This is a genomic window from Bacillus sp. F19 (assembly GCA_023823795.1).
GTDB lineage: Bacteria > Bacillota > Bacilli > Bacillales > Bacillaceae > Bacillus_P.
Window position 1 is genome coordinate 2,925,923 of sequence record CP085710.1, and the last position, 25,196, is coordinate 2,951,118.

Annotated in this window: 21 protein-coding genes and 3 pseudogenes; 4 read left to right on the forward strand and 20 right to left on the reverse strand. The window is 37.3% G+C overall.

From position 1 onward, the window contains the following. The first annotated feature begins 24 nt into the window (after nucleotides 1-24). The gene (locus LIT25_15020) at nucleotides 25-2,193 is read left to right on the forward strand and encodes a PQQ-binding-like beta-propeller repeat protein (protein USK36295.1); all 2,169 of its coding nucleotides are present in this window, start codon (nucleotides 25-27) and stop codon (nucleotides 2,191-2,193) included. Nucleotides 2,194-3,228: 1,035 nt separating this feature from the next. Here LIT25_15020 and LIT25_15025 read toward each other — a convergent pair. The 12 genes and pseudogenes from LIT25_15025 to LIT25_15080 all read right to left on the reverse strand — a co-directional run bounded on the left by LIT25_15025 (nucleotide 3,229) and on the right by LIT25_15080 (nucleotide 14,728). Further along, nucleotides 3,229-3,384, reverse strand: a complete 156-nt coding sequence (locus LIT25_15025; protein ID USK31949.1) for a DUF1540 domain-containing protein — start codon at nucleotides 3,382-3,384, stop codon at nucleotides 3,229-3,231. A 177-nt stretch (nucleotides 3,385-3,561) separates the two neighbouring features. After that, a pseudogene (locus LIT25_15030) lies at nucleotides 3,562-3,902 on the reverse strand (hypothetical protein). A 95-nt stretch (nucleotides 3,903-3,997) separates the two neighbouring features. Then, a complete protein-coding gene (locus LIT25_15035; GenBank protein USK31950.1) occupies nucleotides 3,998-5,485 on the reverse strand; it encodes a multidrug efflux MFS transporter in 1,488 nt (495 codons plus the stop codon). Between the two features lie 322 nt (nucleotides 5,486-5,807). Further along, the gene (locus LIT25_15040) at nucleotides 5,808-6,047 is read right to left on the reverse strand and encodes a hypothetical protein (protein USK31951.1); all 240 of its coding nucleotides are present in this window, start codon (nucleotides 6,045-6,047) and stop codon (nucleotides 5,808-5,810) included. Nucleotides 6,048-6,401: 354 nt separating this feature from the next. Continuing rightward, nucleotides 6,402-8,744 (reverse strand): UvrD-helicase domain-containing protein, encoded by a 2,343-nt coding sequence (locus LIT25_15045; protein USK31952.1) that lies wholly within the window; start codon nucleotides 8,742-8,744, stop codon nucleotides 6,402-6,404. 398 nt (nucleotides 8,745-9,142) lie between these two features. After that, nucleotides 9,143-9,424: pseudogene (locus LIT25_15050) on the reverse strand (GNAT family N-acetyltransferase). Beyond that, entirely contained in the window at nucleotides 9,412-10,509 is a 1,098-nt protein-coding gene (locus tag LIT25_15055) for an endospore germination permease (GenBank protein USK31953.1), read from the reverse strand. The pseudogene LIT25_15050 and the gene LIT25_15055 overlap by 13 nt, the downstream one beginning before the upstream one ends. 428 nt (nucleotides 10,510-10,937) lie before the next feature. Then, nucleotides 10,938-11,189, reverse strand: a complete 252-nt coding sequence (locus LIT25_15060) for an NAD(P)H-binding protein (GenBank protein ID USK31954.1) — start codon at nucleotides 11,187-11,189, stop codon at nucleotides 10,938-10,940. A 169-nt stretch (nucleotides 11,190-11,358) separates the two neighbouring features. Then, complete coding sequence (locus tag LIT25_15065) at nucleotides 11,359-12,036, reverse strand: ABC transporter permease (protein ID USK31955.1); 678 nt, start codon at nucleotides 12,034-12,036, stop codon at nucleotides 11,359-11,361. Next, nucleotides 12,029-12,952: an ABC transporter ATP-binding protein gene (locus tag LIT25_15070; GenBank protein USK31956.1), complete on the reverse strand. Its 924-nt coding sequence runs from the start codon at nucleotides 12,950-12,952 to the stop codon at nucleotides 12,029-12,031. The genes LIT25_15065 and LIT25_15070 overlap by 8 nt, the downstream gene beginning before the upstream one ends. A gap of 141 nt (nucleotides 12,953-13,093) precedes the next feature. Further along, nucleotides 13,094-14,029, reverse strand: coding sequence for a sensor histidine kinase (locus tag LIT25_15075; GenBank protein ID USK31957.1), 936 nt, complete (start codon nucleotides 14,027-14,029; stop codon nucleotides 13,094-13,096). Nucleotides 14,030-14,032: 3 nt separating this feature from the next. After that, nucleotides 14,033-14,728 carry a response regulator transcription factor gene (locus tag LIT25_15080; protein USK31958.1) on the reverse strand — a complete coding sequence of 232 codons (696 nt, stop codon included), beginning with the start codon at nucleotides 14,726-14,728 and terminating at the stop codon, nucleotides 14,033-14,035. 227 nt (nucleotides 14,729-14,955) lie between these two features. On the opposite strand from LIT25_15080, the gene LIT25_15085 reads away from it, so the two are divergent. After that, nucleotides 14,956-15,390, forward strand: coding sequence for a hypothetical protein (locus tag LIT25_15085; protein ID USK31959.1), 435 nt, complete (start codon nucleotides 14,956-14,958; stop codon nucleotides 15,388-15,390). Between the two features lie 215 nt (nucleotides 15,391-15,605). Here LIT25_15085 and LIT25_15090 read toward each other — a convergent pair whose 3' ends face one another. Then, nucleotides 15,606-16,487 (reverse strand): alpha/beta hydrolase, encoded by an 882-nt coding sequence (locus tag LIT25_15090; protein USK36296.1) that lies wholly within the window; start codon nucleotides 16,485-16,487, stop codon nucleotides 15,606-15,608. A gap of 767 nt (nucleotides 16,488-17,254) precedes the next feature. Here LIT25_15090 and LIT25_15095 point away from each other — a divergent pair. Beyond that, nucleotides 17,255-17,665 carry a VOC family protein gene (locus LIT25_15095; GenBank protein ID USK31960.1) on the forward strand — a complete coding sequence of 137 codons (411 nt, stop codon included), beginning with the start codon at nucleotides 17,255-17,257 and terminating at the stop codon, nucleotides 17,663-17,665. Nucleotides 17,666-17,799: 134 nt separating this feature from the next. Here LIT25_15095 and LIT25_15100 read toward each other — a convergent pair whose 3' ends face one another. The 5 genes from LIT25_15100 to LIT25_15120 form a co-directional block, all read right to left on the reverse strand. Beyond that, nucleotides 17,800-19,182: a HAMP domain-containing histidine kinase gene (locus LIT25_15100; GenBank protein USK31961.1), complete on the reverse strand. Its 1,383-nt coding sequence runs from the start codon at nucleotides 19,180-19,182 to the stop codon at nucleotides 17,800-17,802. Next, complete coding sequence (locus LIT25_15105; GenBank protein USK31962.1) at nucleotides 19,179-19,853, reverse strand: response regulator transcription factor; 675 nt, start codon at nucleotides 19,851-19,853, stop codon at nucleotides 19,179-19,181. The genes LIT25_15100 and LIT25_15105 overlap by 4 nt, the downstream gene beginning before the upstream one ends. Before the next feature lie 101 nt (nucleotides 19,854-19,954). Continuing rightward, nucleotides 19,955-20,632: an ABC transporter ATP-binding protein gene (locus tag LIT25_15110; protein USK31963.1), complete on the reverse strand. Its 678-nt coding sequence runs from the start codon at nucleotides 20,630-20,632 to the stop codon at nucleotides 19,955-19,957. A gap of 1 nt (nucleotide 20,633) precedes the next feature. Beyond that, on the reverse strand, nucleotides 20,634-21,668 hold the full coding sequence (locus LIT25_15115) for an ABC transporter permease (protein ID USK31964.1): 1,035 nt from the start codon (nucleotides 21,666-21,668) through the stop codon (nucleotides 20,634-20,636). Nucleotides 21,669-21,791: 123 nt separating this feature from the next. Beyond that, on the reverse strand, nucleotides 21,792-22,187 hold the full coding sequence (locus tag LIT25_15120; GenBank protein ID USK31965.1) for a MerR family transcriptional regulator: 396 nt from the start codon (nucleotides 22,185-22,187) through the stop codon (nucleotides 21,792-21,794). Between the two features lie 108 nt (nucleotides 22,188-22,295). Between LIT25_15120 and LIT25_15125 the strand changes: the two genes are divergently transcribed. Then, nucleotides 22,296-23,066, forward strand: a complete 771-nt coding sequence (locus LIT25_15125; GenBank protein ID USK31966.1) for an SDR family NAD(P)-dependent oxidoreductase — start codon at nucleotides 22,296-22,298, stop codon at nucleotides 23,064-23,066. A gap of 49 nt (nucleotides 23,067-23,115) precedes the next feature. Here the strand turns inward: LIT25_15125 and LIT25_15130 are convergent. Then, a pseudogene (locus LIT25_15130) lies at nucleotides 23,116-23,463 on the reverse strand (DUF3243 domain-containing protein). A 511-nt stretch (nucleotides 23,464-23,974) separates the two neighbouring features. After that, nucleotides 23,975-25,189 (reverse strand): M20 family metallopeptidase, encoded by a 1,215-nt coding sequence (locus tag LIT25_15135; GenBank protein USK31967.1) that lies wholly within the window; start codon nucleotides 25,187-25,189, stop codon nucleotides 23,975-23,977. Nucleotides 25,190-25,196 lie beyond the last annotated feature (7 nt).

Here is a 25,196-nt window from a genome sequence, read left to right on the forward strand (position 1 = left end):
ATGAATCGAAAAAATTTTTTAAAAATGTCAGGTGGCGTAGCTGGCTTATTCTTCCTAAGTCAATTTCCGATAAAAGTCGACGCGTCTTCATGGAAAAATGAAGATTTCTCATTTGCAGTGATTGCGGATACTCATATTGATCCATACTCACCACACAGAAGTGAGTATATTAAAAAGATTTTTTCCAGCTTTCAATCCAAAGATATTCCTTCCTTCGTTCTTCATTTAGGCGATTTAATAGAGGCTGGTCTCCCAGAAGAATATCAAGAATTTCATCGTTTAATTCCTGAGAATTATCGAAATCGATTATATGCCATTAGGGGAAATCATGAAGTAAGATGGGACGAATGGGCTGGAGAACTTTTTCATGACGTGGTCGGTAAATCACAATATTCCTTTGATTTCGGTGGAATTCATTTTATTGCTTTAGATCCTACCCAGCTTCTTCAGGAACCAGGATTTTTTACGAAAGACCAGCTAAATTGGCTTGAGAAAGACCTTAAGTCTATCGGACGAGAAACCCCAGTTGTACTGTACTTGCATTATCCAATTGGAGATAACAATTATTATATATCCAATGAAGAAGCTCTTTTTGAAATGATTGAGTCCTATAACGTTCGGTTGATTTTAAGCGGCCATGTTCACAAAGAACAAATGTGGTTGCAAAATGGCTGTCATATTTTCAGTCTTCCTGCTGCAAAGGATGCACCTGTGTTTTTCTGGGTAGAAAAAAAGACCATTGATAAACAGCCTTTATTATCAGTTTACCATGCAGGCATTAATGAAGAGGGTATTCAAAGTCGAACGGTTCTGACCGAGATTCCCCTTACAGGAGCAAGACCTGCAGAACATGAAAAGCCAAAGGCTATATTATTTCAACAAAAGCATAAATCTTCAGAAGGTGAATTAAAGGTTATTTTGGATCCTCGAACAAAAGCAAAAGAGGTTTTATATCAATTCTGGCCTGACCATAAATATGCCGGAAAGGATGATGGTAACTGGGAAAGCCTAAATCAAGTAGGCAATTCTTCACTTCGCTTTGAAAAAATCATAGATTTGCATTCAATGCCGATAGGAAAATACAGATTACAGATCAGAGTTAAAAATGAACGGGCCGAATGGTGGGATACTTCAAAGACTATTCAAATAGAAGATCCTCACGGTACATCGAGATTAGAATGGCAAGAAGATCTACTAGCACCAATTCAAGCTAATTTAACAAGTATATCTTCTTCAAATCTAGTTATTGCAGCAACAACAGCCGGAAGCGTTACAGCTATCTATCAGAATAACGGGAAAGAAAAATGGTCGAGAAAACTAAATGAACCGATTTATTCACAGCCAGCCTTAAATAATGAGGAAACCGATATCTACGTTGGTACATCAGATCACATGGTTTATTGTATTCGTACAAGTAATGGTGAAACAGCATGGAAAAGTAAAACGCCAAGTCCCGTTCTGGGCAACATTTATTATGATAATGGGGAACTAATCATTCCATCGGGACATCATATCGTTTTAATGGATGCACAAACTGGAAAAATAAAATGGTCAACAGAAGTTAGCGGTTTTACTGCTGGGATGCCAACCGCCGATGATAAAGCCATTTATTTTGGAGCAGGAGACGGCAAGGCCTATGCATTGGATAGAATCAATGGACAAGTAATATGGGAATCTACCATTCTGATAAGAGAAACACCATATAAAACGTTAATATATAGTCCATGGGCAACAAAAGCAACAATCGTTCCATCAAAGGAAGGGAAAAAAGATCTTGTTTATGTTTCGAATGTTTCGAATACATACGCTCTTAATCGCCATACTGGAAATATCGAGTGGAAATTTAAGGGTGGTTTTCTCTATTCCGCGCCACTCATCTTAATGGAAAACACTATGGCAGTTTTAGCAGATGAATGGGGAAAAGTTAACGCTATTGATCCTTATTCTGGTAAACTGCTTTGGCAAACAACAACAAAACAACGCGTATTTAATGCTTCACCAGTTAAAGCTCAAGGAGAAAAAGTCTATATTTCTGGTGTAAATGGCTTACTTACGGGGCTGGATTTGAAGAATGGAAGTATCATTGATGAGTATCATTTTTCTACGGACTATGTTTACTCTACACCAATTGTTCAAAACGGACGAATCATCCAAGCTGGACAAGATGGGATTGTGCAAGCAATAAGGATATAAGTTACGTAATTTCCTTAATTGGTAAAGATGGATAAAAGAAGCAATAGGGCTGCTCTGTTGTTTATGTAAATTGATAAAAAATCTCACAATCTTTTGAAATTATTTGAAACAATATGTGGATATCTTATTTCAAGATATCCTTTTTTTATATAACTATAAAAAGAAATAAGGATGTTTTTGAAACAGAACCTTTACTCTTAATTATTGGAGGGTTATATAGTCACAAAACCGTGGGTCAATCCAACAGAAAACAAGTTTTTAGTATGAAATAATGTTTATACAAGTTCACTGTTTTTTCGGTACTTTTCTACAATAGACAATGCATAGTTATTTGCTAGTTCCACTTCTCCTTTTTCCATATAATATTCCAATAATTTAATCTCATAATGCTCAGTTGCAAAAAAGATTATAGATTTGGACTGGGATATAAACCAAAACAATATAAATAAATACATCAATCCTTTCTTAAATGATCTGCTATTTACTTTTTCATATATGGGATATTACAAAAATATTCTTTTATTGAAAATTTGAAACAAGGATTATTTCGTATCTAGTAATTTACGTTATTAGCTTGATGGGCATGTGGTCCAACCCCATTATAGTCAAGGTACTTAGGATTCTATATACATGAAACAAAGTTCAACTGTTTATATGTGGATTGTAAGGTTAAGATGTAATCAAAAAGAAAACTCGATTGCGATTTTTGTTGCTGCCATATAGTTGAGTTCGCATTAAATCTTGTCATAGATAATCTATCTCGGGCAATTGGGACTTAGCAGACCCCTTAGGTGATTATTCACTCGATTATATAGAAGAAAAAGTGAAAACTGCCCATTACCTGTTATTTAAAAACGAAAAAAGATACAGTTTCATCCCTAATTCCTCTTGAAGACCTTAGCATATAAATTTTGAGCTCATTCTTTTTAAAGGAGATAAAAATAAATTTTTTCGATAAATTTGAATGAAAATGATAGTTATTATCAATACTATAAAAAGTAAAGGATAACCAAAATGTTGGTTACCCTAAGAAAATTAAACTTCTGTTTTAAATGTTTTGCAATCTGTTTCTTCACTATTTGATGCTTGTTTACCCTTATGACTTACTACATAAATAGCATCCGCATTACATTTGTTTCCTGAACCCCAATACGAACAGTTATTGACTTCACAAAGAACATCTTTAGCCATAGTATCACACCTCCTCTTTTGTTATCATTTACAAATTTGAAGTGATTGATACTTTTTTATTTAGTTTGGCTTATTCTTAAGAACATGTATAAAATATACATTCCTTATTCAAGCAACGCGCCACAAAAAAGCATCTGCTCACTGGCAGATGCTCCTTTCTTGACGTGTTTCTTCCTATTATATTCTTCTATCTTGCAACGATTTTTCATGCTCCCTAACCAGCTTATAAAATGTCGTCTTTTTTACCCCTACTTCCTGCATAGCCTTCACAGCTGTCATCTCCCCTGATTTCCACCGATCATAGGCCTTTTTAAACTCTTCCGTAACAGTAGCTTTCGGTCGGCCAAAAGCTGCTCCACTTTGCAAAGCCACAGAATATCTCCTTTACGGATAACTCGTTTCAATAATTGGTACTGAACTCGATTGAAATCTTTTCCACTCTGTTTATCTAAAAAGATGTCTCGTTCATCGACTCCTATTTTTTTGATGGCTTCTAATTGTCGACCTTCATTAAACATACCCTAAAAAAAATAGGCCAACCAGATAACTGATTGACCTTATAATACGAAGCGCCCGATTGCGGAAGATCAGCATATTATAAATAAAAGATCCTTCATTTTTCTTTTTTATGCCCTGCCATCATTGCGGCATTCGCTTCTTTTGTTTCTTCATCTGGTGCATGTTCCGGCTGTTGTTTTTGTCTACTAAGGATTGTTCCTAGAAGTGCCCCAGCTAATGCAATCCCTGCAGCTAGAAGGAACGTATCGCCATAGGCAGCAATGGCTGCTTCAATTGGGTTAGCTGTTTCTGTCATATGATCAGTAATTCTTGACGTTAGGAACCCAGTCATACCTGCTACCGCAAATGACACCATTACTTGTTGAGCCGCTGTTGTTAATGGTGTGACACGACTAACAAGATGTCTTGGAGCCGATTGCAGAACATGTGTATTAATTGCCATCATGGAAAGACCAATTCCTGCTCCCATCATCACTAAACATGTAATGATAAATCCAGTAGTGGTATCCATAGAAATTCGTGAAAGCATAAATAGCGCTCCGGTAATAGTGGACAAGCCTGTTATGGCTAACGGACGAGCACCTATCCTATCATATAAACGCCCGCCGATTGGCATCATTACACCTGATGCTAGAGCTTGTGGAAGTAGAATTAGACCAGTATCTAAAGCACCATAACCTCTTACAGTTTGTAAAAATAACGGGACAATAATCATCACCCCAAATAAAGCGATTTGTGAAATCCATGCAATCACAATCCCTTTTCTAAAGTCAGATGATCCAAAAACTCTCAGCTCTAATAAAGGCTGCTTTTGACGAAGTTCAACGAAAATGAAAATAATGAGAGCAACTCCACCTACAATTAATCCGGTAAGAGTTTCCGTTGAAGACCAGCTTTTGCCCCCTTCGTTCACTCCATAGGCAAGCAATGCGAATGCGATAGGTGCTAATATGATTCCTAAAAGATCAAGCGATGGAACTGTCTTACGTTCAATTTTCGGCAAAAATTTCACTCCAACTATAAGTGCAATAATACCGATTGGCAAATTAATTAGGAAAATCCAATGCCAAGTTACATATTCTACAAGATATCCTGCTAAAACAGGCCCTAGTGCAGGTGCTAATAGCATCGGAACTCCAAGCGTTCCCAATACGGCCCCCATTTTATCCGGAGGAGCAAGTCGGAAAATCATGGCCATTCCTATTGGAGCAACCATTCCTCCTCCTAGCCCTTGAATAACCCGATAGAGGATTAGCTGTTCAGGGTTTTGTGCTACAGAACATAGAACGGAACCAAGCGTAAACAAGGCGATCGTAATTAAAAATATCTTTTTTGCCCCAAACCGGTCCGACATCCAACCAGCTAAAGGAATGACAGCTGATAATGCAAGCGTATAACCTGTTATGGACCATTGCATGGTCGAAACATCCGATTTAAAATCTTCCACTATTCCAGGAAGCGCAACATTCATAGCCGTACTATCAAGAATTACCATTATCATACCAACAATAACAGCTAGAAGTGGTCCTATGATGGGTTTAATGGAAAAGGATTTATTGCTATTTTCTGTTTTTGCTGACATACGAAATCCGTCTCCTTTTCTAAAATATTTGTTTTTCAAAACAGGATTCGTTGCGAAAGTTTTTCACTACAACCCAAAAGTTTCTTTCATGCCATTTTCGTGTACAAAAAACCACATGATTCTCATATATAACTTCACTTCAACACGTTACACGTCAAATATGAATGAATGATGAACTCAACTTTCGCATCTAAATTGAAACCTTGTAGGGCTTGAAACAGTAGTACTCTTCAAGTAAAGCGACAACTAAGCAAAAAGCTGGCTTTACCAGAACCCTATATATTAAGGAGTCGGTTTATCACTAATATTAGCACGGGCTATTTTATGTTAAATTGTCTATGCCGTTAAACAAAATATCCAACATGAATTGCATTTCTTTCTCATTATTCCATTCGTGATCAGGCATAAGAATCGTTCTTGTTATGACATATCCTAAAAGCAGACTGAGGGTAATCCGGATCAAAGAGGAAACAGGCATATCTGTCTTCTTTGTTTCGATCGCAGATTGAAACATTGGTGAAATCTGCGAAAACGCATTTTGTTCCACAAACGTTGGCATCACTTCGCGAAATTCCGAGCTTAAGAGTAGTTCCTGTAGGATTAACTTTATGGCATCTTTGTTTTCTTTGGCAAATTCTACCCTGTCCTTAAACCTTCATGCAAGCGAACTGTCGCGTAGGATCGCTCATAGCATCAGTACGAGTGATGATACGAAGTAAGTATGGGTTTCCCTGTACAATAATGCGAAAAACAAGGGCAGTTGTGAGGCCAGTGGTCAATCTCCGGATATCTTCGTATTCACTCACTCCAAAAGTGGCCTGTAAGGCGTGTTTAACGGCATTTAGTTTTGTTTCTGGTATGTTATCTCCTCCATCTTCTATTTTTATTAACATTAAAATAAGTATTCCTAACCAGTTTACGTCATGGTCAGAAGTAAACTCTTTTGCGCAACGTTGCGCAAAAAGGAGCTCGGTTCGCCTATGCTGTAAAGCTGCAAGTAATGCATAGCTCTTGTGCAGGCGGTGTAGAACAATCTGCGCAGGCTCTCATCTCCGTATACTTCCGCCGATGCGTCATAAATAATGACAGCATCGAATTCGATGCCTTTGGCCAAATATGCCGGTATGACGACAACGCCTTGCTCGTATTCAATCGAGCCGCTCTTCACGAGCTTAATTTCTTCGACGCTGCTCAGGCCCTCGTATGCGGCGGTGCTCTCCGCAGCGGATTTGCATATAATCGCGATCGTATTATACCGCCGCTTCCGCAAGTCTGCGACTTTGGAAGCAATGCAGCGGTGCAGTTCGGCGCGATTGGACAATTGTGTCAGCACAGGCCTCTCGCCATCGCGTTCAAAAGCGGTAATCCGTTCGCCGTCGGGTACGAGTCCGCGTGTAAATTCGACAATCGGTTTTGTGGATCTGTAGCTGCGGATCAAGTTGATCGCAACTGTTTCATCCGGTCCGTATAAGCCGGTAAGCGTGTGGAAATCGACCATTTCGCTGGCATGGGCGAATATTGCCTGGTTAAAGTCACCGAGCACGGTCATTCTTGCCGAAGGAAACAAACGTTTCAAAAACTCGAATTGAAACAGAGAATAATCTTGCGCCTCGTCTACAAGTACATGTTTGATCGAGCTGTTCGTCTGAAAGCCTTGAATCAGCTCTTTCATAAGTAAAAACGGAGTAGCATCTTCGTAAAATAGTTTTCCTTCGTCCAGCATTTTCACAGTCGATAGGCAAATATCCGGCCACTCCTCGGGTGCTTCCCGGTCCATCCACTGTTTGATCTGGATGGGATCGGTAAAAAGCTGCTTGTATATTCCCTTAATGTTGACGAAACGAAACGCCTTGATCCGTTTTCGCAACGGCTTTAACTTCTGGCGAACAATCAAGCGGGCTAACGCTTCAGGCTCGATTTCATAATCATGAATCGACTCACCTTTAAAGCCGCGTTTTTCCGCTAAGTAGGTATATGCCTTATGGTAATCCTCATTGCTAAGCAGTTCGATTTCCTCTTGTACCCATGGCTTAGTCCGTTCGAGCTTCTCGGCTTCATCTATTTGCTTAATAAGCCAATCCTTCAATTTTTCAAGTCTGCTATGAAAGCGAAGTGAGGTGTCGCTGCTATAAAACTTTTCCGTGATTTGTTTAGCAGTAACGATTGGCTTTCCTCGGAAGATAATCCCTTTGAATACCATTCCGGATAATTCCAGCGACTCCCTGTATGATTTGATCGCCTTAAAAAAACGGGTGGTAGCCTTGAATCGGATGCTCGCAATCCTTGTTCCGTATAATCGGTTATCCACTGCAGTCAAAACATATTCCAATTGATCGTAAGGATTCTCAACTTGAAACTCACTTTTCAGCCGATGGTCTAAGTATTCCTGGAATGTGACCTGCTGCATATTCTCTTCGCCGAGTTCTGGCAACACATTGGAAACGTAACTATTAAACAACGAATTAGGCGAAAAAAGAATGATTTGATCGGCATTCAGCATATCTCGATATTTATAGAGCAAATAAGCAATCCGCTGCAGGGCAGCCGATGTCTTGCCGCTGCCAGCAGCGCCGTGTACAATGAGCATCCGCTCGCGATCGTGCCGGATGATCCGGTTTTGCTCCTGTTGAATGGTGGCCACTATATTGTGCATATGTTTGTCTGTACTTTTGCCAAGCACCTGCTGTAAAATCTCGTCACCAATGGTGAGACTGGTATCGAACATAGATTGAATAATGCCGCCGCGGATGAGATATTGCCACTTTTTCTCCAGTATGCCATGGATGACGCCTCCAGGTGCAGCATACTTGGCGGGACCAGGCTGGTAGTCGTAGTAGACACTCGAGACCGGCGCCCTCCAGTCGTAAATAAGGAAATTTTCTCCGCTTGTATCCGTGAGCGTAGAGATGCCGATATAGATTCGTTCCACATTTGAAGTTCCTTCTTCAATGAAATCGATTCGACCAAAATAGGGCGCCTTTTGCATACGCCGCAGGGCAGATAATCTCTTGGATGCATGTCTATGGGTGCTTTGGCTTACGGACAGAGCTTGAGCTTCTTGTCTCAAGCCGATGATGGTCTCAAGATAATCGTCGAAGGTATCAATATTAACCTTTACTTCATCCCAAAAGTGTTTGCGAATATTCACAACTTCCATCCGACGCCTGGAAGTTTCGTCCTCCAATCTATTGATTTGCTCTGTAATTGTCTCCATTACGCTGTCCACTCGTTCTTGCTCCTGGCGAAGTTCCAAGTTCATATCAAACACTCCTTTAAAAAAATAAAAATAGGGGTTGACTGAAAAGGATTTTATGATGTATAATTAAAATAGGGATAATTTACACAAAAAATCCATTAATGGTGTATCTATATAAATTTACCACAGTTTCTCAATTTTATCAATGTATTTACACGACCAACGCTATGATCGATCATAATGTTGCAAATTTAAAGGAAGAAAAACCCTAATTTTACAAGACAAATGACTCACAAAAAATGATATCCACATATACGATCATTTAGTAGTAGCGTCAGGAAACCGCGTTTACAACGTTAAGGAAATCCAAATATAAAAAAGCCTAATTTCTCGCTTTTAACACCGAGAAATTAGGCTTTAGTTACTTAATTAAAGCGCCCGATAGCTGAATAAGTGGTGATCTATTTTTCATTCCATTCTTCTGCCAACATTCCATAAACAACATGGTCAACATACTGATCATACAGCCATTCTGCTTGTCTAATACACCCTTCGTTTACAAACCCCAATCTTTCGGGAATACCCCTACTATTCTTATTTTCAACAGCAGCTCTAATTTCAACTTTGTTTATGTTTAACTCATTAATAGCATAATCAGTCAAAGCTTTGGCAACTCTCGTCATAATCCCATTTCCTTGATATTGTTGCCCAAGCCAATAACCAATATATGCTACTTTATTAGTCCTTTACGAAAAATTGCTACCACCAACATTAAAAGAGCTAAAAATAGTTCAGCTGTTATCGATTGTGGTACAGAAGTGTTTACGTCCCATTCTTGTTGATAAGCAATATTCGGATAAATGATTAGAGAAAGATTAACGATCAGCATCCCCAAAGGCAATGTTAAGGGGCGATAATTTTTTAACCCTAAAACTTGTGAAATCCCCAAGCAGGAGCCATAAAAAAAAAGAACCATTTTAAAATACATAGAAATGAACCACATAATAGCAAGGATGGCTTCAATCCGCTGGACAAAATTCCCTACATTAATTTTTTTAGCTAAAGTATAGCCTGGAAATGCTTGTCTTGCTGTTTGATCAGCACCAAGAACTAAAATAGTTAATAATGTGATTATAATGATGACAATTCCACCAATTACAAATCCACTGAAATATGCTTTTCGAGCTTTTTTTAACTCATTGACACTGGCGGAGAAAATCATTAACAACACTAAAGAATCGACAGGAGCATAAACAACAAAAATTATTACTGTTCGTAATAAAGGCTTTAACTCTACCTCGAAAACAGGTTGTATATTTTTAATATCAATTTGTAGGGAAACAAAGATTACTAAAATAATGAAAAGCAAAATGAAAAATACAAGAAAGATTTCTGCTGCCCGTGCAGTAACTTCAAGTCCAAGGCGTACAGCCATGACTAAAATGATCGCCAACATAATATGAATCATTTCAATAGGTGTATCTGGTAATATTTGTATGGTCATAAATTGTCCTACATAATACATTACGGAACAAGTATAAAGAAAAGTTACTGTTAGAAAAAAAAGAGAAGTGCATTTGCCTATCCAATTTCCAAATAGTTTTTCATTCATTTGAACGAAAGTCATATTAGGAAATAATAAACCTAATTTGGTGTATAAAGCAATCACCAATAATCCTATTCCTACACTTATTATACATGCAATCCAAGCATCCTGTTTTGAATAGAAAGCTAATAATGATGGAAGAACAAGTATAGAATCTCCAATCGTAAATAAAATGACTAAATTTCTAAATTGACGTGTTGATATCTTTTCGTTCTTAACCATTAACTTTCACCTTGAAACCTTCCTTTTTAAAAATTTTGCACTGTATCATTCTATCCGAATTCAAAAGGATTTATAGCTTTCACAGGGATTACTAGGACCCCAAACAGTAAAAATCAAGAAACCCAGCTAATCTTCTCTTATGAAAGTAGCTGGGTTTTAAAATTTGCATGTGCAAAATAGCACTTAAAATAAGTGCAAATTATCACCTAAAGTAACACCCATTTTAGGCCTCATTTCACTCTTACCAAAAACCATCGTTTTTGATAATGACAGCAAAAAAGGGGTACCTTTTGGAAAATCCGGTTTTCAAAAAAAAAAGCCTAATTTCTCTGAATTAAAATAGAGAAATTGTGCTTTATTCGTTATTTCATAAACAGCGCCCTTTTCTGGAATAACGGACTCAATCTACTACTTGTGAATTGTGCCCTTTAACGGTTTTGAGCTTCTATTAGCTGGTTTAGTTGAAGAAAGTACGATCTATCAGAGTAAACTTCATGACCAGCCTGTGACTCTACATCCAGTAAATCACCAGTAACCACCTCAACATATAATCCATCGAGCATCTTTTCGGCTTTTTTAGCCGAACGCGCCAATGCCTTGACTTCCCATCCCTTCTCTACTAAAAGACGAACTAGATTGTTACCCAGCAATCCTGTACTACCTGTAACAAAAGCACGCATAAATAATCCATCTCCATATTTATTGATAAATAAAAAGTGCAGCGATAGCACCTCAATTATTTTACTTCCAGACCTGCACAACTATAGATCATTTGGAGTAAAACAGGTACTCACTAAACTGTTTCAACAAAAATCAGATTTAATTTTGGGTACACATGTGCACCCAAAATTAAATCTCCCCGATATTCTCCGCAGTCTTAATGGAAAGGTATATGCTAAGAGCTCCTAATATGCACATTACTGCTATGACAAACTCCGGTTCAAGATTTAAGAATGATGAGAAATTTGGTAATTGCATAGTTACTACAGAGCATATAACGGTTGGTACTGTTCCTCTTTTCAAAATGCCAAAGAAAAAGAGCGGAATGAAACTAATCAGGGTAACAATAAGCGAACGGGTGATCATACTACTAAAATAGGTGATAATATCCGAATGAGTTGGCTGTCCGTTAATAATAGGGAAAAACTGATCAAGTAAAAAGGTTGTCAAACCTGCCAATAAAAAGGAAACAATCGTAACAAGAAAAACAAAAAGTGAGATAAACAGCACTTTTGCTGTAAACAACTTTTTTCGGCTAATTGGGTATCCAAAAGAAAGTGAGATCGTTTTATTTTTATATTCTTCAATGAAAACCTGATTGATAAGGGATCCTCCAAACAAGGTGAATCCCAATTGTATATACAAATTTAGTTCAATGGCTGTAGCATAGCTCTGGCCAAAAACAGGCATTACCATTTTTATAAAAAATGCAGGCATAAACATAAGAATAAGCCAGTAAATGATTACTTCACCAATAACAGATTGATGCTTTAATTTTTTCCATTCCAATAGCATTAATTTAAACAATTTTTTCACCTCCATTAATTTGCTTATAAAAATAGTCTTCCAAAGAGCTAGTATGCTTTTGGATTTCTTCAATGCCTACTCCATGGAGAATCAACAATTTGGAGATATCGATTTGAGAATGAGTCAGATCATATATTCGAATTCTGTTTCCTTGAATAATTTTCATATTCGAAATATGAAGTTCATTTTCAAGTAAATAAATCGTTTTTTGTACATCTGTTGTCGATAGCTCAATGTAATCTGTTCGCTGCTTTCGAATATCCTCTAATGTAACTTCATTTAACAACCTTCCATTATCAATTACACCAACCCTGTCTACAACCTGTTCCATTTCTCCTAAAATATGACTAGAAAGGATAAAGGTTATTCCATATTCCTTGTTAAGCATTAAGATTAAATCCCTCGTATCTTTTATCCCAATAGGATCTAGACCATTTGTTGGCTCATCTAAAATAATCAGTTCAGGCTTTGTAATAATAGCTCTAGCTATCCCAAGCCGCTGCTTCATCCCAAGGGAAAATTCCTTCACACTTTTGTCCTCAACCCCATTCAAATAAACCATATCCAACGCTTGTTTTATTCCTTTATCGTCATAATATCCTAAATATTCACAATGAAGCTTCAAATTTTCCATCGCAGTTAAATGCTCAAAAAAGATTGGATATTCAATAATGCTACCGACTCTCTTTAAAACAAACTTTGAACGTTCCGTAAGCTTCTTGCCAAATAATTCGATCTCCCCACTTGTTGGCTTCGTTATGCCAGTGAGCATTTTCATAATAGTTGTTTTACCTGCACCATTTTGACCGAGAAAACCGTAAATTTCTCCTTTACGAATATTAAGATTTATATTTGTTACCAACTCTCTGTCTTTTCCTTTTTTTGTAAGCCCTGTTGTTTTTACTACATGATTCATCCTGACTTCCTCCTTCCTGCATCTACTTTCATTATAGGAATCAAAAATATCTTTTTTCTTTCTCAATCCTTACAAATTTCTTAAGTTATTTGTTTGCACAAAAAGAGGCTGTTCTAACTGAACACCTCTTGTGAAAAGTACTTAATACGTAATTTGATGGAAAACACAAGTAAAGACCGTTTTTTCATATGGTTTGCTACTTAAGTGGATGGAACCTTTCATTGATTCTATTAAATGTTTCGTTATGCTTAACCCGAGCCCACTTCCATGAAATTCTGGGTTTCTGGCATCATCCAATGTATATAACCGTTCAAATACCTTTTCTTGATGCACCTCAGCGATTCCTTTACCTTTATCCCAAATATCAATTGCGATATAATCCCCGTCTTCTCGAACTGTTAACCCAAACACCCCTCCATCACTACCATAACGGATGGCATTTGAAATAAGATTGTTTAAGACCCGATTTAATGCCTCTTCATTTCCAAGAATGTAATAATATTGTTCTGGAATGTTCACTTCCACCTGAAAATTTTTAGATTGCAGTAAATCATAAAACTCTAGCACATTTTTCCTGCATATTTCATTAATAGAAATCCTGCTTAAAGGTATCGAATAATCCCCAGAATCAAGTTTAACAAGGTCAAAAAATTGATTTAGCAGCGATATTACATGCAGCGTTTTTTGATGAAGACGGGAAGTAACCTCGCTCCGTTCTTCCACACTCATACTGTTGTCTAAATTTAATTTTTCAACATAGCCCCAAATTACGGTGAATGGGGTTTTCAAATCGTGAGACATGTTAGACAGCATTTTTCTTAAGCTTTCTTTAGTTTTCATATAGTCCGCAATTACTTGTTGATTGTAATCTAAAAGACGGTTGATTTGAATGAGGAATAGTTTAATGGTTTTCTGATCTGTTTGTATTAACACTTTTTCAGCAGTCTCCTGCTCAATAATATCGGAAAGTTTGTTCCGTATTTCGTTCAAGTCTCTATTCATTTTTCTTCTAAAATAGGACTGCACTCCGATGATCACAAGCAAAACAACAATGATTATACTCAATAAAAGAGCCATAAGCTACTCACCTAATTTATATCCGATTCCCCATATCGTCCGAATGTATTGCGGGTTTGACGGATCCACTTCTATTTTTTCCCGAAGTCTTCTAATATGAACATTAATCACATTTTCATTCCCATAATAGTCATCTTCCCAAATAAAATGGTAAATTTGCTCCTTTGTAAACACTCTGCTCTGATTTATCATAAATAGCTTTAAAATATGAAATTCCTTGGATGTAAGCTGCACGGTCTTCCCCTTAATTAGTGCCGAAAAGGTTTTTAAGTCAAGAGAAAGCTCTTTAAAATGTACGATAGCTGAAGTAGATCCATTCTCTGTAGGAAGATATTGTGTTGCCCTGCGAATTGCAGCATGTACCCTGGCGGTTAGTTCAAGCATGGAAAAAGGCTTGCTGATATAATCGTCTGCACCAAAACCAAGACCTAACGCTTTATCTATATCACTCCCTTTTGCTGAAATGATCAATACAGGAATTAAACTCGTTGCTCTTATCTGCTTTAGGAAATCCATCCCACTTAGCTTAGGAAGCATTAAATCAAGTAAGATTAAATCAACCTCATTTTTCTTAAGAAGAGCCAATGCCTCCTCTCCATCAAATGCAGTAAGTACCGTAAAATTCTCCTGTTCTAAGTGACAACTAACCAGTTTACTTATTTCTCTGTCATCCTCGACAAGTAGGATATTCTTTTGCACGTTTCCACATCCATTCTTTTGTAAGAATACCACCAAACTGAACAAAAAATGGTAAATCAAATTTTTTTGTCTCTTCATAACAATTTCTGTACCTTATCAAAAACTCCTTCTTATTCCCATGGTGGTACCCCATTGCAATCCAAAAAGACTAAAAAAACTGTTATCAAAATGAATTTACATAATATACTTTATTTGTAAATAGGTTTTAAAAATAAGGAGGGAATTTGTTGAAAAATATATTATCTGTTCTTGGTGTTATGGTTATTAGTTTAATTGGAGTTTTTTCTTTTGGAACTGATAAAGCAAGTGCTGATTATAGTTCTGGTTGGGGAAGTTTTCACACTGAGGATGGAAAACATGAAGGAATAGTAAGTACAAATAATACGGATCGAGAAATAGTTATTTTTACAAGGGGGATGTGGAGGCAGAGTTATACACCAGGAACTGGTTATGCTCCAGCTCACGCACACAATATAAAAGCACGTGTATGCAATGTTAGTACAAATGCTTGTACAGGATACAAAGCGTTTACTCAAAATTATAATAGTCAAGGGGCAGTCGTAACCTTTTCTGGAATGAAAGTAGGAACATTTAAAATTGATATTTCTGATAATCTATATGGTGCATATGTATATGGTCAAAGAGTAAATATAGTCCGATAAATTTAATAAGACTATACACTTATTTATTAAGTGTCTTTTTTATTTGTTCCATTAGAGTGTACCTTATTGATAAAAAATGGACTGATCGGTTTTTACCTGTTAGTCCATAAATATTATGTTACTCCATTAAAACGCCCGATTGTTGAATATATCAAAATAAAACTTGCTGTATAGATATTGCATAAGCAACAATCATCTTTTTATATGAATATCTATTAATCCTTAACAAAAGTATCCGTGAATTCATTAACGTAATCGGATATTTCCTTATACCGCGTCCAATGAAGATAATGGTGCCCTTCTAAAATAACGAGTTTATTAATAGCTACATTACTTAATTGCGTTTGATAAAAAGTTCTATTGGATCGGCCTTCTTTATTTATTTCATTTTTATCTGTAGTAAAGATCATGACAGGCAAATTCGTAGGAAATGACATATCTTTCGTTTTTTCTATGTTATTATTTATTTCATTTCCTTCATCAACTACATTTTGATTATAGCCTTTCCAAGCAGAAATGATTTTGGTCATCTTTAAATTCTCATTAGAATAAGTTCCTTCATTTGCTAATGGTAGGAATTCATTAGGGATGATAGATAATGCAACTCTTACAATTCCAGTTGGTGCAACAAAGCTAATATACTTGGGCAAAGTTGGTGCAGACTCTTCAAAATACTCCAATGCCTTTGGCAATGTGAAATCAATCCCTATAATAGCTTTAATTTCATCAGGATATTTATTGGCGTAATACATGCTATAGATTCCGGAAACAGAGTGAGGCATTAATATGTATGGCCCTTCTATGTTTGATTTTTTTAGAGCTGTTCTTATTTCTTCAACTATATTTTCCACTGTTCGTTCCTTATTTGTTAAATCACTCCAGCCATATCCAAAAGGCTCTACGACTACAATTTTATTGTACTTAGCCATCTCATTAATCAAAGGTCCAAAATCCAGCACTGGTGAAGAGGTACCCAAACCACTTAATAAGAGAATTGTATTTCCACCATCACCCTTTGTATAGACATGCATGTTGTTTCCATCTACTTCAACTAATTGCCCTAATGCTTGGTATTTTTTTTGTTCATATATAGTCATAACATTATGAAAAATAATCCAAATAAGGAGGACTGCTACTATAGTTAATAAAATATTTCTCGTAATAATCTTTATTTTTGTTTTCAAGTTTTCACTACTTCCTATATAAACTCTATGGATATAAACGCTATATTCGATTCTAAATCTCGGTTTTCTTCTTTTGGGATTTTTATGACCAATCCTCCTTTTACCTTTTCATGTCTATCTTAGGCAATGAAGGTTAAAGTCAGGTTAGAGGAAAGTTTAAATTTCATTTAAAAAAGGTGTATGTGAAAGGACACTATTTAAGTCCTTTTCACATACACCTTACTTGTCTTTTATTTTAATCATTGTTCAGTGCTCAATTGTCCTCATACCGTCTAGATTCATCCTCTACACATTGTTGGCGAAAAGAATAATCTGCTCGTTTAAACACATAAGTGATCTTCCATAAATGGCCCGATTGCGGAATAATATTAAAAGCTATCTTTAACAATCTGATGCGTTAGTTACTATGTAATACTTCCTCTTTCACATGCTGAATTACTCTTTGTTCCCAATTTCTATGAAAGATTTTTACTATCCCGCTCTTCCAATTTTAAATGGGTATGGACATTGTATATTTATAAATTTCTGTAAAATAGAAGGAAAACAAAGTAAGCTGAAGAAGTAATAAAAGTGGATCATGCGGGTGATATTCATTTTACATTATTGGTGTAATAGTTGACTTCATGAAAAAGCATCTGATGGTTCCGGACTATAAAAAATATTAATTAAGGGTGATAAAAATGAGTCTGACAGCAGATAAAATCTTTGTGAACTTACCTGTAAAAAATCTTAATCAATCCGTCGAATTTTTTTCAAAAATCGGGTTTGAGTTCAACCCGCAATTCACAGATGATAATGCTACTTGTATGGTGATCAGCGAGCATATTTTTGTCATGCTGCTTGTTGAAGATTATTTTAAAACTTTTACTAAGAAAGATATTTCCGATGCAGGAAAAAGCACTGAAGTTATCTTGGCCCTATCTGCTGATAGCCGTGAAAAAGTAGATGAGATTGTTAATAAAGCCCTAAAGGCTGGAGGTTCAGAATCTAAAGATCCAATTGATCACGGATTTATGTATGGCTGGAGCTTTCAGGACTTGGACGGTCACCTTTGGGAAGTTATGTACATGGATGAGAGTACCGTTAATTAGAACATTATTTATTTGGCAAGTGAAAAACCTCCATCTTTTGAACTGCACCCCAAATGTTAGACACAATCTAACATTTGGAGGTGCAGTTTTTTTTATGGCTAAATTTACAGCGCAGGAAAAGATAAAAGTCGTCATTACCCTTTAGGTAATAAAATAATGATTGAAGTCCCTTTTAGCGGTACACTCTCGATGTCAATACTGCCGTGATGCAAATTCACAATCTCTCTCACTATCGAAAGACCTAGACCTGTTCCTTCTGTTTTGCGGGTTCTTGCTTTATCTGCACGATAGAACCTTTCAAACGCCTGTTTCCTCTCATCCTCAGACATTCCAATCCCCTCATCACGGATCTTGATCATAACCTGATCCTCTTTATTATCTGTTTCAATGTGGATACTTCCGCCTTCCTCACTATATTTAACGGCATTATTTAAAAGGTTTTCCCATACTGTTTGAAGCAAGGATGCATTTCCTATGATGTTTTCTGCTTTCAAAGAGTGAGAAAGGCTCATTTCTTTTTCTTCTAATTTCCACCTAAAGTGGTTAATGGTGTCTGACCATTGTTTATTTATTGAAAGTAGTTTCTTATCTTGAAGTGCAAGAGATTCATCCAAAACGGTTAATGCAAGCAGCTGTTTAGTTAATTCAGACAGTCTTGAGGTTTCTTGATGAATTATTTTCTGATAAGCGATTTGCTCTTCTTTTGTCACATCGGGCTTATTCAATAACGCAAGGTAGCTTTGAATCGTATGCAGCGGTGACTGAATATCATGTGAAACATTATTTACAAACTCTTTTCTTTTTGTCATCAGCTGTTTGATTTGAACACGCATCGCATCAAAACTTTTAGCTAATTGTCCGATTTCATCTCTGCGGGAAATGTTAATCGGTTCATCAAACGATTCAGCGGCCAGTTTTTTTGTCACTTTTGTCAAGTGAGTAATTGGATGAATTAATTTCCTTGCAACAATAATCATGCCAAAAATACTTAAAATCAATAGACCAATACCTAGACCTCCGAATAAAAAACGAAGCTCTCCAAACAGCAAGCCGATGTTCGGCCGAATAAAGAGTGCATAGTTTGTTCCACCTGCTTCCATGGGAACACCTACTGAATTTTTCAGCTCATTTGCAAAAAATCCTGTCACAAACGTTTCTCTTGGGTAGTCTCGCATTCCATGATAAACTTTCCCATCTATGACAGAAGAAATGACCTCTTTGGGCAAGGTTTTATCCCGGTACTCTCCTCCGTAGAAAGAACCGCTTCCGCTTTGATCCTCCACATAAAGCTGATAGCCGGATGCACCTAGCATTTCTAGAGCATCACTTAGCTGATCGGAATTCAAACCCTCTAAATATGCCGACATCTCAGCCGCAATCGCTGCATTCTTTTTATCATTTTCTTTTTTTAAAAACTGGTGATAATACGTATTCATAACAAAGAAGGATGTTAAACTGCTGATGATCATTGTAATGAGAGTAAACCAAACGAACTTCAAGTAGAGTGAATGGGTCATGTCAGCTCCTCCATCTTATACCCGACTCCGCGAACTGTTGTAATTTGAATGTCTGGCGCCTTGCCGGAAAGCCGGCTGCGGATTCGTTTTATATGAACATTGACGGTCTGGTCATCACCTGTGTAGTCTATTCCCCACACACTCTCAATGATTTGTTCGCGGGTAAATACATGATTTGGGCGAGAAGCGAGAAGACGCAGGACTTCGAATTCTTTAAGCGGAAGCATCAGCGTCCCGCTTTCCGTCTGAACTTCATAGCTTCTGCGGTCAATTTTGATTGAACCAATATTCAGCAGCTCATCCTGCGGTTTCTGATATCTTCTTAAAATAGCTTGTATTCTATATAGTAATTCTTTAAATTCAAATGGTTTTACGACATAATCATCTGAGCCTGATTGAAATCCCTTTTCTTTGTCTTCTATGTGATGCCTTGCCGTTAATAAAATGACAGGCACCTCGCAAATGCTTTTCAATTCTCTTGTTACTTCGAAGCCATCTAATCCGGGCATCATGATGTCTATTACAGCTAAGTCTACCGCCGTTTTATTTATAATTGAAAGAGCTTCCTTGCCAGAATAAGCGGTGACTGCATCATAGCCTGCACGGTTTAACTCTATCTGGATAAATTTCACCATTACCTGATCATCGTCCACTACTAAAATTCTTTTCATGTTCTCTTCCCCTCATAAAAAATAAACCGATCGTCAAGTCTATTATGATCAAATGAATATGAACAAAATCAGACTGCCACAGATTCTGGCAGCCTTTTTGTCTATTTGAAAACCAATCCATCCCTCATTGTCACGACTTTGTCTGCATAAAGAAGCATTTCTTCGTCGTGAGTAACCATTAATGTGGTTATCTTCATCGTTTTTGTTAATTGTTTGATTAATTTCATTATATCCTTTGACCTTTTAGAATCTAAACTGGCAGTCGGTTCATCCGCAAATAATATTTTCGGTTTGTGTATCAGGGCTCTGGCTACAGCTGCTCTCTGTTTCTCTCCTCCTGATAAAGATTGGGGATATGCATCCTTCCGATGATACAGATCTGTCAATTTGAGCAACTTTTCCGTTTCGTCGATTTGTTCCTGTTTCTTAAGCTTTGTTTCTGAGAGTTTAAGCATGAGCATAAGCTGTTCTTGAACCGTAAGAAATGGGACCAGATGAGAAGCTTGAAAAATAAAACCAAACTGATTGGCTCTCAAATTTCTGATTTGGTCTTGATCCATTTCACTGATATTTTTATCGTTAAAAAGGATATGGCCATGAGTTGCATGCTGAAGCCCTGCAGCAATCGTCAAAAGGGTACTCTTTCCTGAACCTGATGCTCCTACTAATGCAGTTATTTCACCTTCTTTAAGTGATAAACTAATTCCATTTAGTATCTGTTCTTTTACTTCGCCATTAATGAACGTTTTCTTCACATCTTTCAGCTGAAATATTGTCATTTTACTCTCCTCCTTGTTGTATGGCTTTTAATGGTTCCACTTTTTTAATTTGAATACCTGATAAAGTAGCACCAATGAACCCTACTGCAATAAAAATGAGTGAAAGCTTGAAACTTGTCTCTGCCGGCAAATAAAATGGCAGGGCGTCAGGAGCAAGGCGTTCTAAAGCTTGGCTTACTAGAACCGATATTCCAAGTGAAGAGAGCGTGATGATCATCATTTGGCTCCACATCATGACAAATAATGATCTCGTTTTCATGCCAATGGCTTTTAAAATTCCGTATAATCCAATTTTTTGAACATTCATCATATAGAAAAAGATAGTGAACAGCATGCCGCTAATGACAATTAAAAACCAAGAAATCATGTTAAGGGACAGCTGCTCTGCTTTGTAGCTTGGAATTGTGCTGAGGAACTCGTCATTGGTAAATGACTGAAGTCCGGAAAAGGATTGTTCCTCATTTTTCTTTGGCAGAAAGATGAATTGCATCTCATTCCCCTTGAAAATTTCTTGATAATCTTCTTGATTAATAAAAGCTGCAGGTGCATGACTGAATTTTTTATGATCTGTAAACCCTTTTACAATCAGTTCACCGCTATATTGATTGTTTTTTACCTTATCTCCTATCTTCACTCCTTCTTCTATTAAGGAACGATCTAGAATCACTTCCCCTTTTTCGACCTCATCAAAAAATGGCGATTGAGTTGATGTCACAAAGGCAACACTATGCTGTTTTTCTTGATCATCGTTTAGGAAACCCATTTGGATTGCAAGGGCAGAAGCCTGTTTATTTTCCGCAAGGATATTTTCCTCAATCTTTTTATCAATCTTAGATGCGAGATAATTTTCTTCAGCATCTGCATTCATATAGAAGTGACCCTCAGGCAAACCTTTTATCAGTGATGCATTATCTTGGGACAATCCATTTGAAAGCCCAGAAATCATAAACGTCAGTAAACTCACTAAAAAGATGATCGATCCTAAAATGATAAAACGAGCCTTATTCTTTTTTATTTCCTTCCATGCCAGATTCACTTTGTGTCCTCCAATTCTTCTTGATAAGAAGAGTATAGGTGAGTAAGGTGAACAAAACATGAACAGGAGATTACATTCGTTCAGTATAAAAAATCCTCTAAAAGGTTCGAAATCCTTTACAGGTTATTTAATGGATTTGTCATTTTGCTTATTATTGGTGTTTTTCTTCTTTATTGATTCTTTGTATGCTGCAATCTTATCATCAAGCATTTTTTCTGTAGCCTCCAGCGTCTTTATTTGCTGATGTATTGATTTTCTATGATTTTCAAGCAGCTGCAGGCGAGCATATGCTGTATGTTCACCTTCTAAATATAGCTGAGCATATTTTCTAATTTGTGCAATCGGCATTTGCGTTTGTTTTAGTTTGACCACAAAACGAAGCCAGGCAAGCTGGTCATCATTATAGATTCGAACTCCATTCACAGTGCGGCCCGGCTCAATAATGTTCTCTTTTTCATAATAGCGTAGGGTGTGAGTGCTTAGTCCCAATAAATCTGCTGTCTCGCCAATGGTATACATCCTATCCCTCCAGGTTCTCATTTCTAGTAATTATTATAAATACTATTTGACTTAGAGTATACTCTAACCAATAAAATGAAAAAGAAATCAATCGTTGGAGGAGTTCAAATGAAGTATACTGTTATAACCGGAGCTAGCTCAGGCATTGGGTATGAAGCGGCACTTGCTTTTGCAGGCCGCGGAAAAAATTTAATTATCGCTGCACGCAGAGAAGAAAAGCTGCAGGAATTAAAAACAGAAATCGAAGAAATAAACAAAGAACTGGATGTTGTCATCCGGATTAGTGATTTATCCGTTTCAGAGAATGCTTATAAGCTGTACGACAGCCTTCAAGAATACGAACTTGAAACGTGGATCAACAATGCAGGGTTTGGCAACTTTGCATCAATCGCTGAACAAAATTTAAACAAAATAGCGTCTATGCTCCATTTAAATATTGAAGCGCTGACGATTTTATCTTCTCTTTTTGTAAGAGATTATTCCGATCATGATGGTGCACAGATTATGAATATTTCATCCGGAGGCGGATATACCATAATTGCTGAAGCCGTCACGTACTGCGCAACGAAATTTTATGTAAGTGCATTTACTGAAGGCCTTGCCCGTGAATTAAAAGCAAAAGGGGCTAAAATGCAGGCAAAAGTATTGGCTCCTGCCGCAACTGAAACAGAATTTGCCAAGCGCTCTTTTGATCTAGATGAGTTTATGTATGAAGGCGCCGTGCCAAAGTTTCATACTGCTAAAGAAATGGCAGCTTTTATGCTGGACCTTTACGACAGTGAAAAAACGGTCGGCATTGTGGACGGGAATACATATGAGTTTAAACTCTCTGACCCCATCTTTAATTATGCCGAACGATCCACCCGCACCGATTCATAAAAGAAAAAAGCTAGAGCGGACTTTTCCGCTCTAGCTTTTTCTAACGATTTTATGCGTTCTCTTTTCCAACAAGTCTTACAAGCAAATGTGCCAATTGATGGCGCTGTTCCTGCTCGCCTGCTTTCCATAGTTCCTGCAGCAATTTTTCTTCTCTATTTCTCGGTTCCTCATTTTCAGCAAGGTAAGCTGCTACCTTTTCTGCTGTTTAGGCTAATTGCTCTTCATTTAGTCCAAGTTTTTCGCCAAGTGCCACCCTTTTACCCAAATACTGTTTAAAGCTTTCAAAACTCCCCAGAATATCTTCCATCTTTTCATCAGGAATCGTCGCTATGCGGCATTCAACTTTTTCTGTTTCAAGACTTTCATTTTTATTAATAATATGATTTTGTTCTGACATTTGAATCCATCCCTTCTTTATATAAGCGTCGTTCTATTAGTTTATTTCCCCGCTTTTTTCTTATCGAAACTCATTAACACTTTACTGAATGGATGCGGATTTGTACAATTTGACTGAGTCCACATACCGCTCAACACCTGAACTCACAAAAAATATAAGCTGCGGGAAGATTCTCTGTCTGACATACAAGTAGAAGTTGTAATAGTTAATGCCGGCAGTCAGAAATAAAAAGAGTAATATGCAGTTATATATAAGTCTTTCTTCAGCCTAATAATAATAAGATTGAGCTTCGTTCCATGAAACATGCGGTTTTCAATGCAAGACCTATCTTTCCATCAGATTCCATCTTGCTCTATAAATACCTGTCTGCTTAAAGAAGAGACACTTCTAGCCGTTTTTACAGAAAAAAAAGAGTGTGCCAAAAGTTAGCCTTTGGCATACTCTATTCATTCAAATTTCCCAAATATATTTCATTACAAAGGAAGAACTGATGTTATTTTCATGTGAAGTGCTACTTTAAAAAGTTAAGAGCAGAAAGTGTGTAGATTTGCACAGTTTCAACGAGCTCATCAATATCTACATATTCATCGGCATGATGGGGTATATGGCGATCACCTGCTCCTGTTGTAATGATCGGCACACCTGCAAGATGAAGGAACGTCCCGTCTGTAGCCCCAGGGACCCCATTGTATACGGGTTCTTTACCTGTAACTTCCTTATAAGCCTGCGCAACAGCCTGTACTACCTCATGATCTTTCGGTGTCTCTGTCCAAGGTCTGTCCTCAATCAGTTCAAGTGTCGCTTTGAAATGCGGATCTTCTTTACCAAGCCGTTCAATAATGACTTCTATTTCCTTTCTCAATTGATGATGCTCCTGCCCAGGAACCGTCCGAATATCAAGTGTAGTCATACATTGTGCAGGAACTACATTGATTTGCGGTTCTCCCTTAACTGGTGCTTGTATGATAGTTGGTGTAATGCTCGGCCAGCCAAGATACGGATGTTCCCCCATCCGATCTTTTTCTCTTTGTTCCAATTGATCCAATTCCACTATTAATTTAGCCATGCGTGTATTGGGATTAATTCCAGTAAGCGGCATCGCACCATGGGCCATTTTTCCGTACGTTTTAAGTACGATGCGCATCGCCCCTTTTTGTGTAATACAGAGCTGATTCTCCTCAGGTTCACAGATAATGGCTCCATCAACTCCATCTGCCCAGCCTTTTTTAATAAAATCTTTAATTCCGATCATCATTCCCTCTTCGTCGCAGGGGATACAAAGGATCATTTTCCCTTTAAAGGCAGCGCCTGATTTTTTTATAGAATGAACAGCAGAAATGGCAGCAGCAAGGTTCCCTTTCGTATCACAAGAACCTCTTCCATAAATTCTGCCATTACTGACTTCTCCGCCAAAAGGATCATATGTCCATGAATCAATATCTCCTTCAGTTACAACATCTGTATGCCCTTCAAATAAAAGAGTTTTTCCTGGGAGACCAGAGTCATAAACTGCAATAACATTTGGCCGTCCTGGCACCACTTCTTCATAATAAACATCTAATCCGATGTTCTTAAGGTATTCAACTATGAAACGGGCAACCTTTTCTTCGTTTCCACCCTCGACATTTGGACGATAGACACTTTGTATACGAATAAGACTCCTTGTCAGTTCAATCACTTCTTTTTTATCAATAAAAGGAAGAATAGATTCTATTGCTGCTGTCATTGCAATC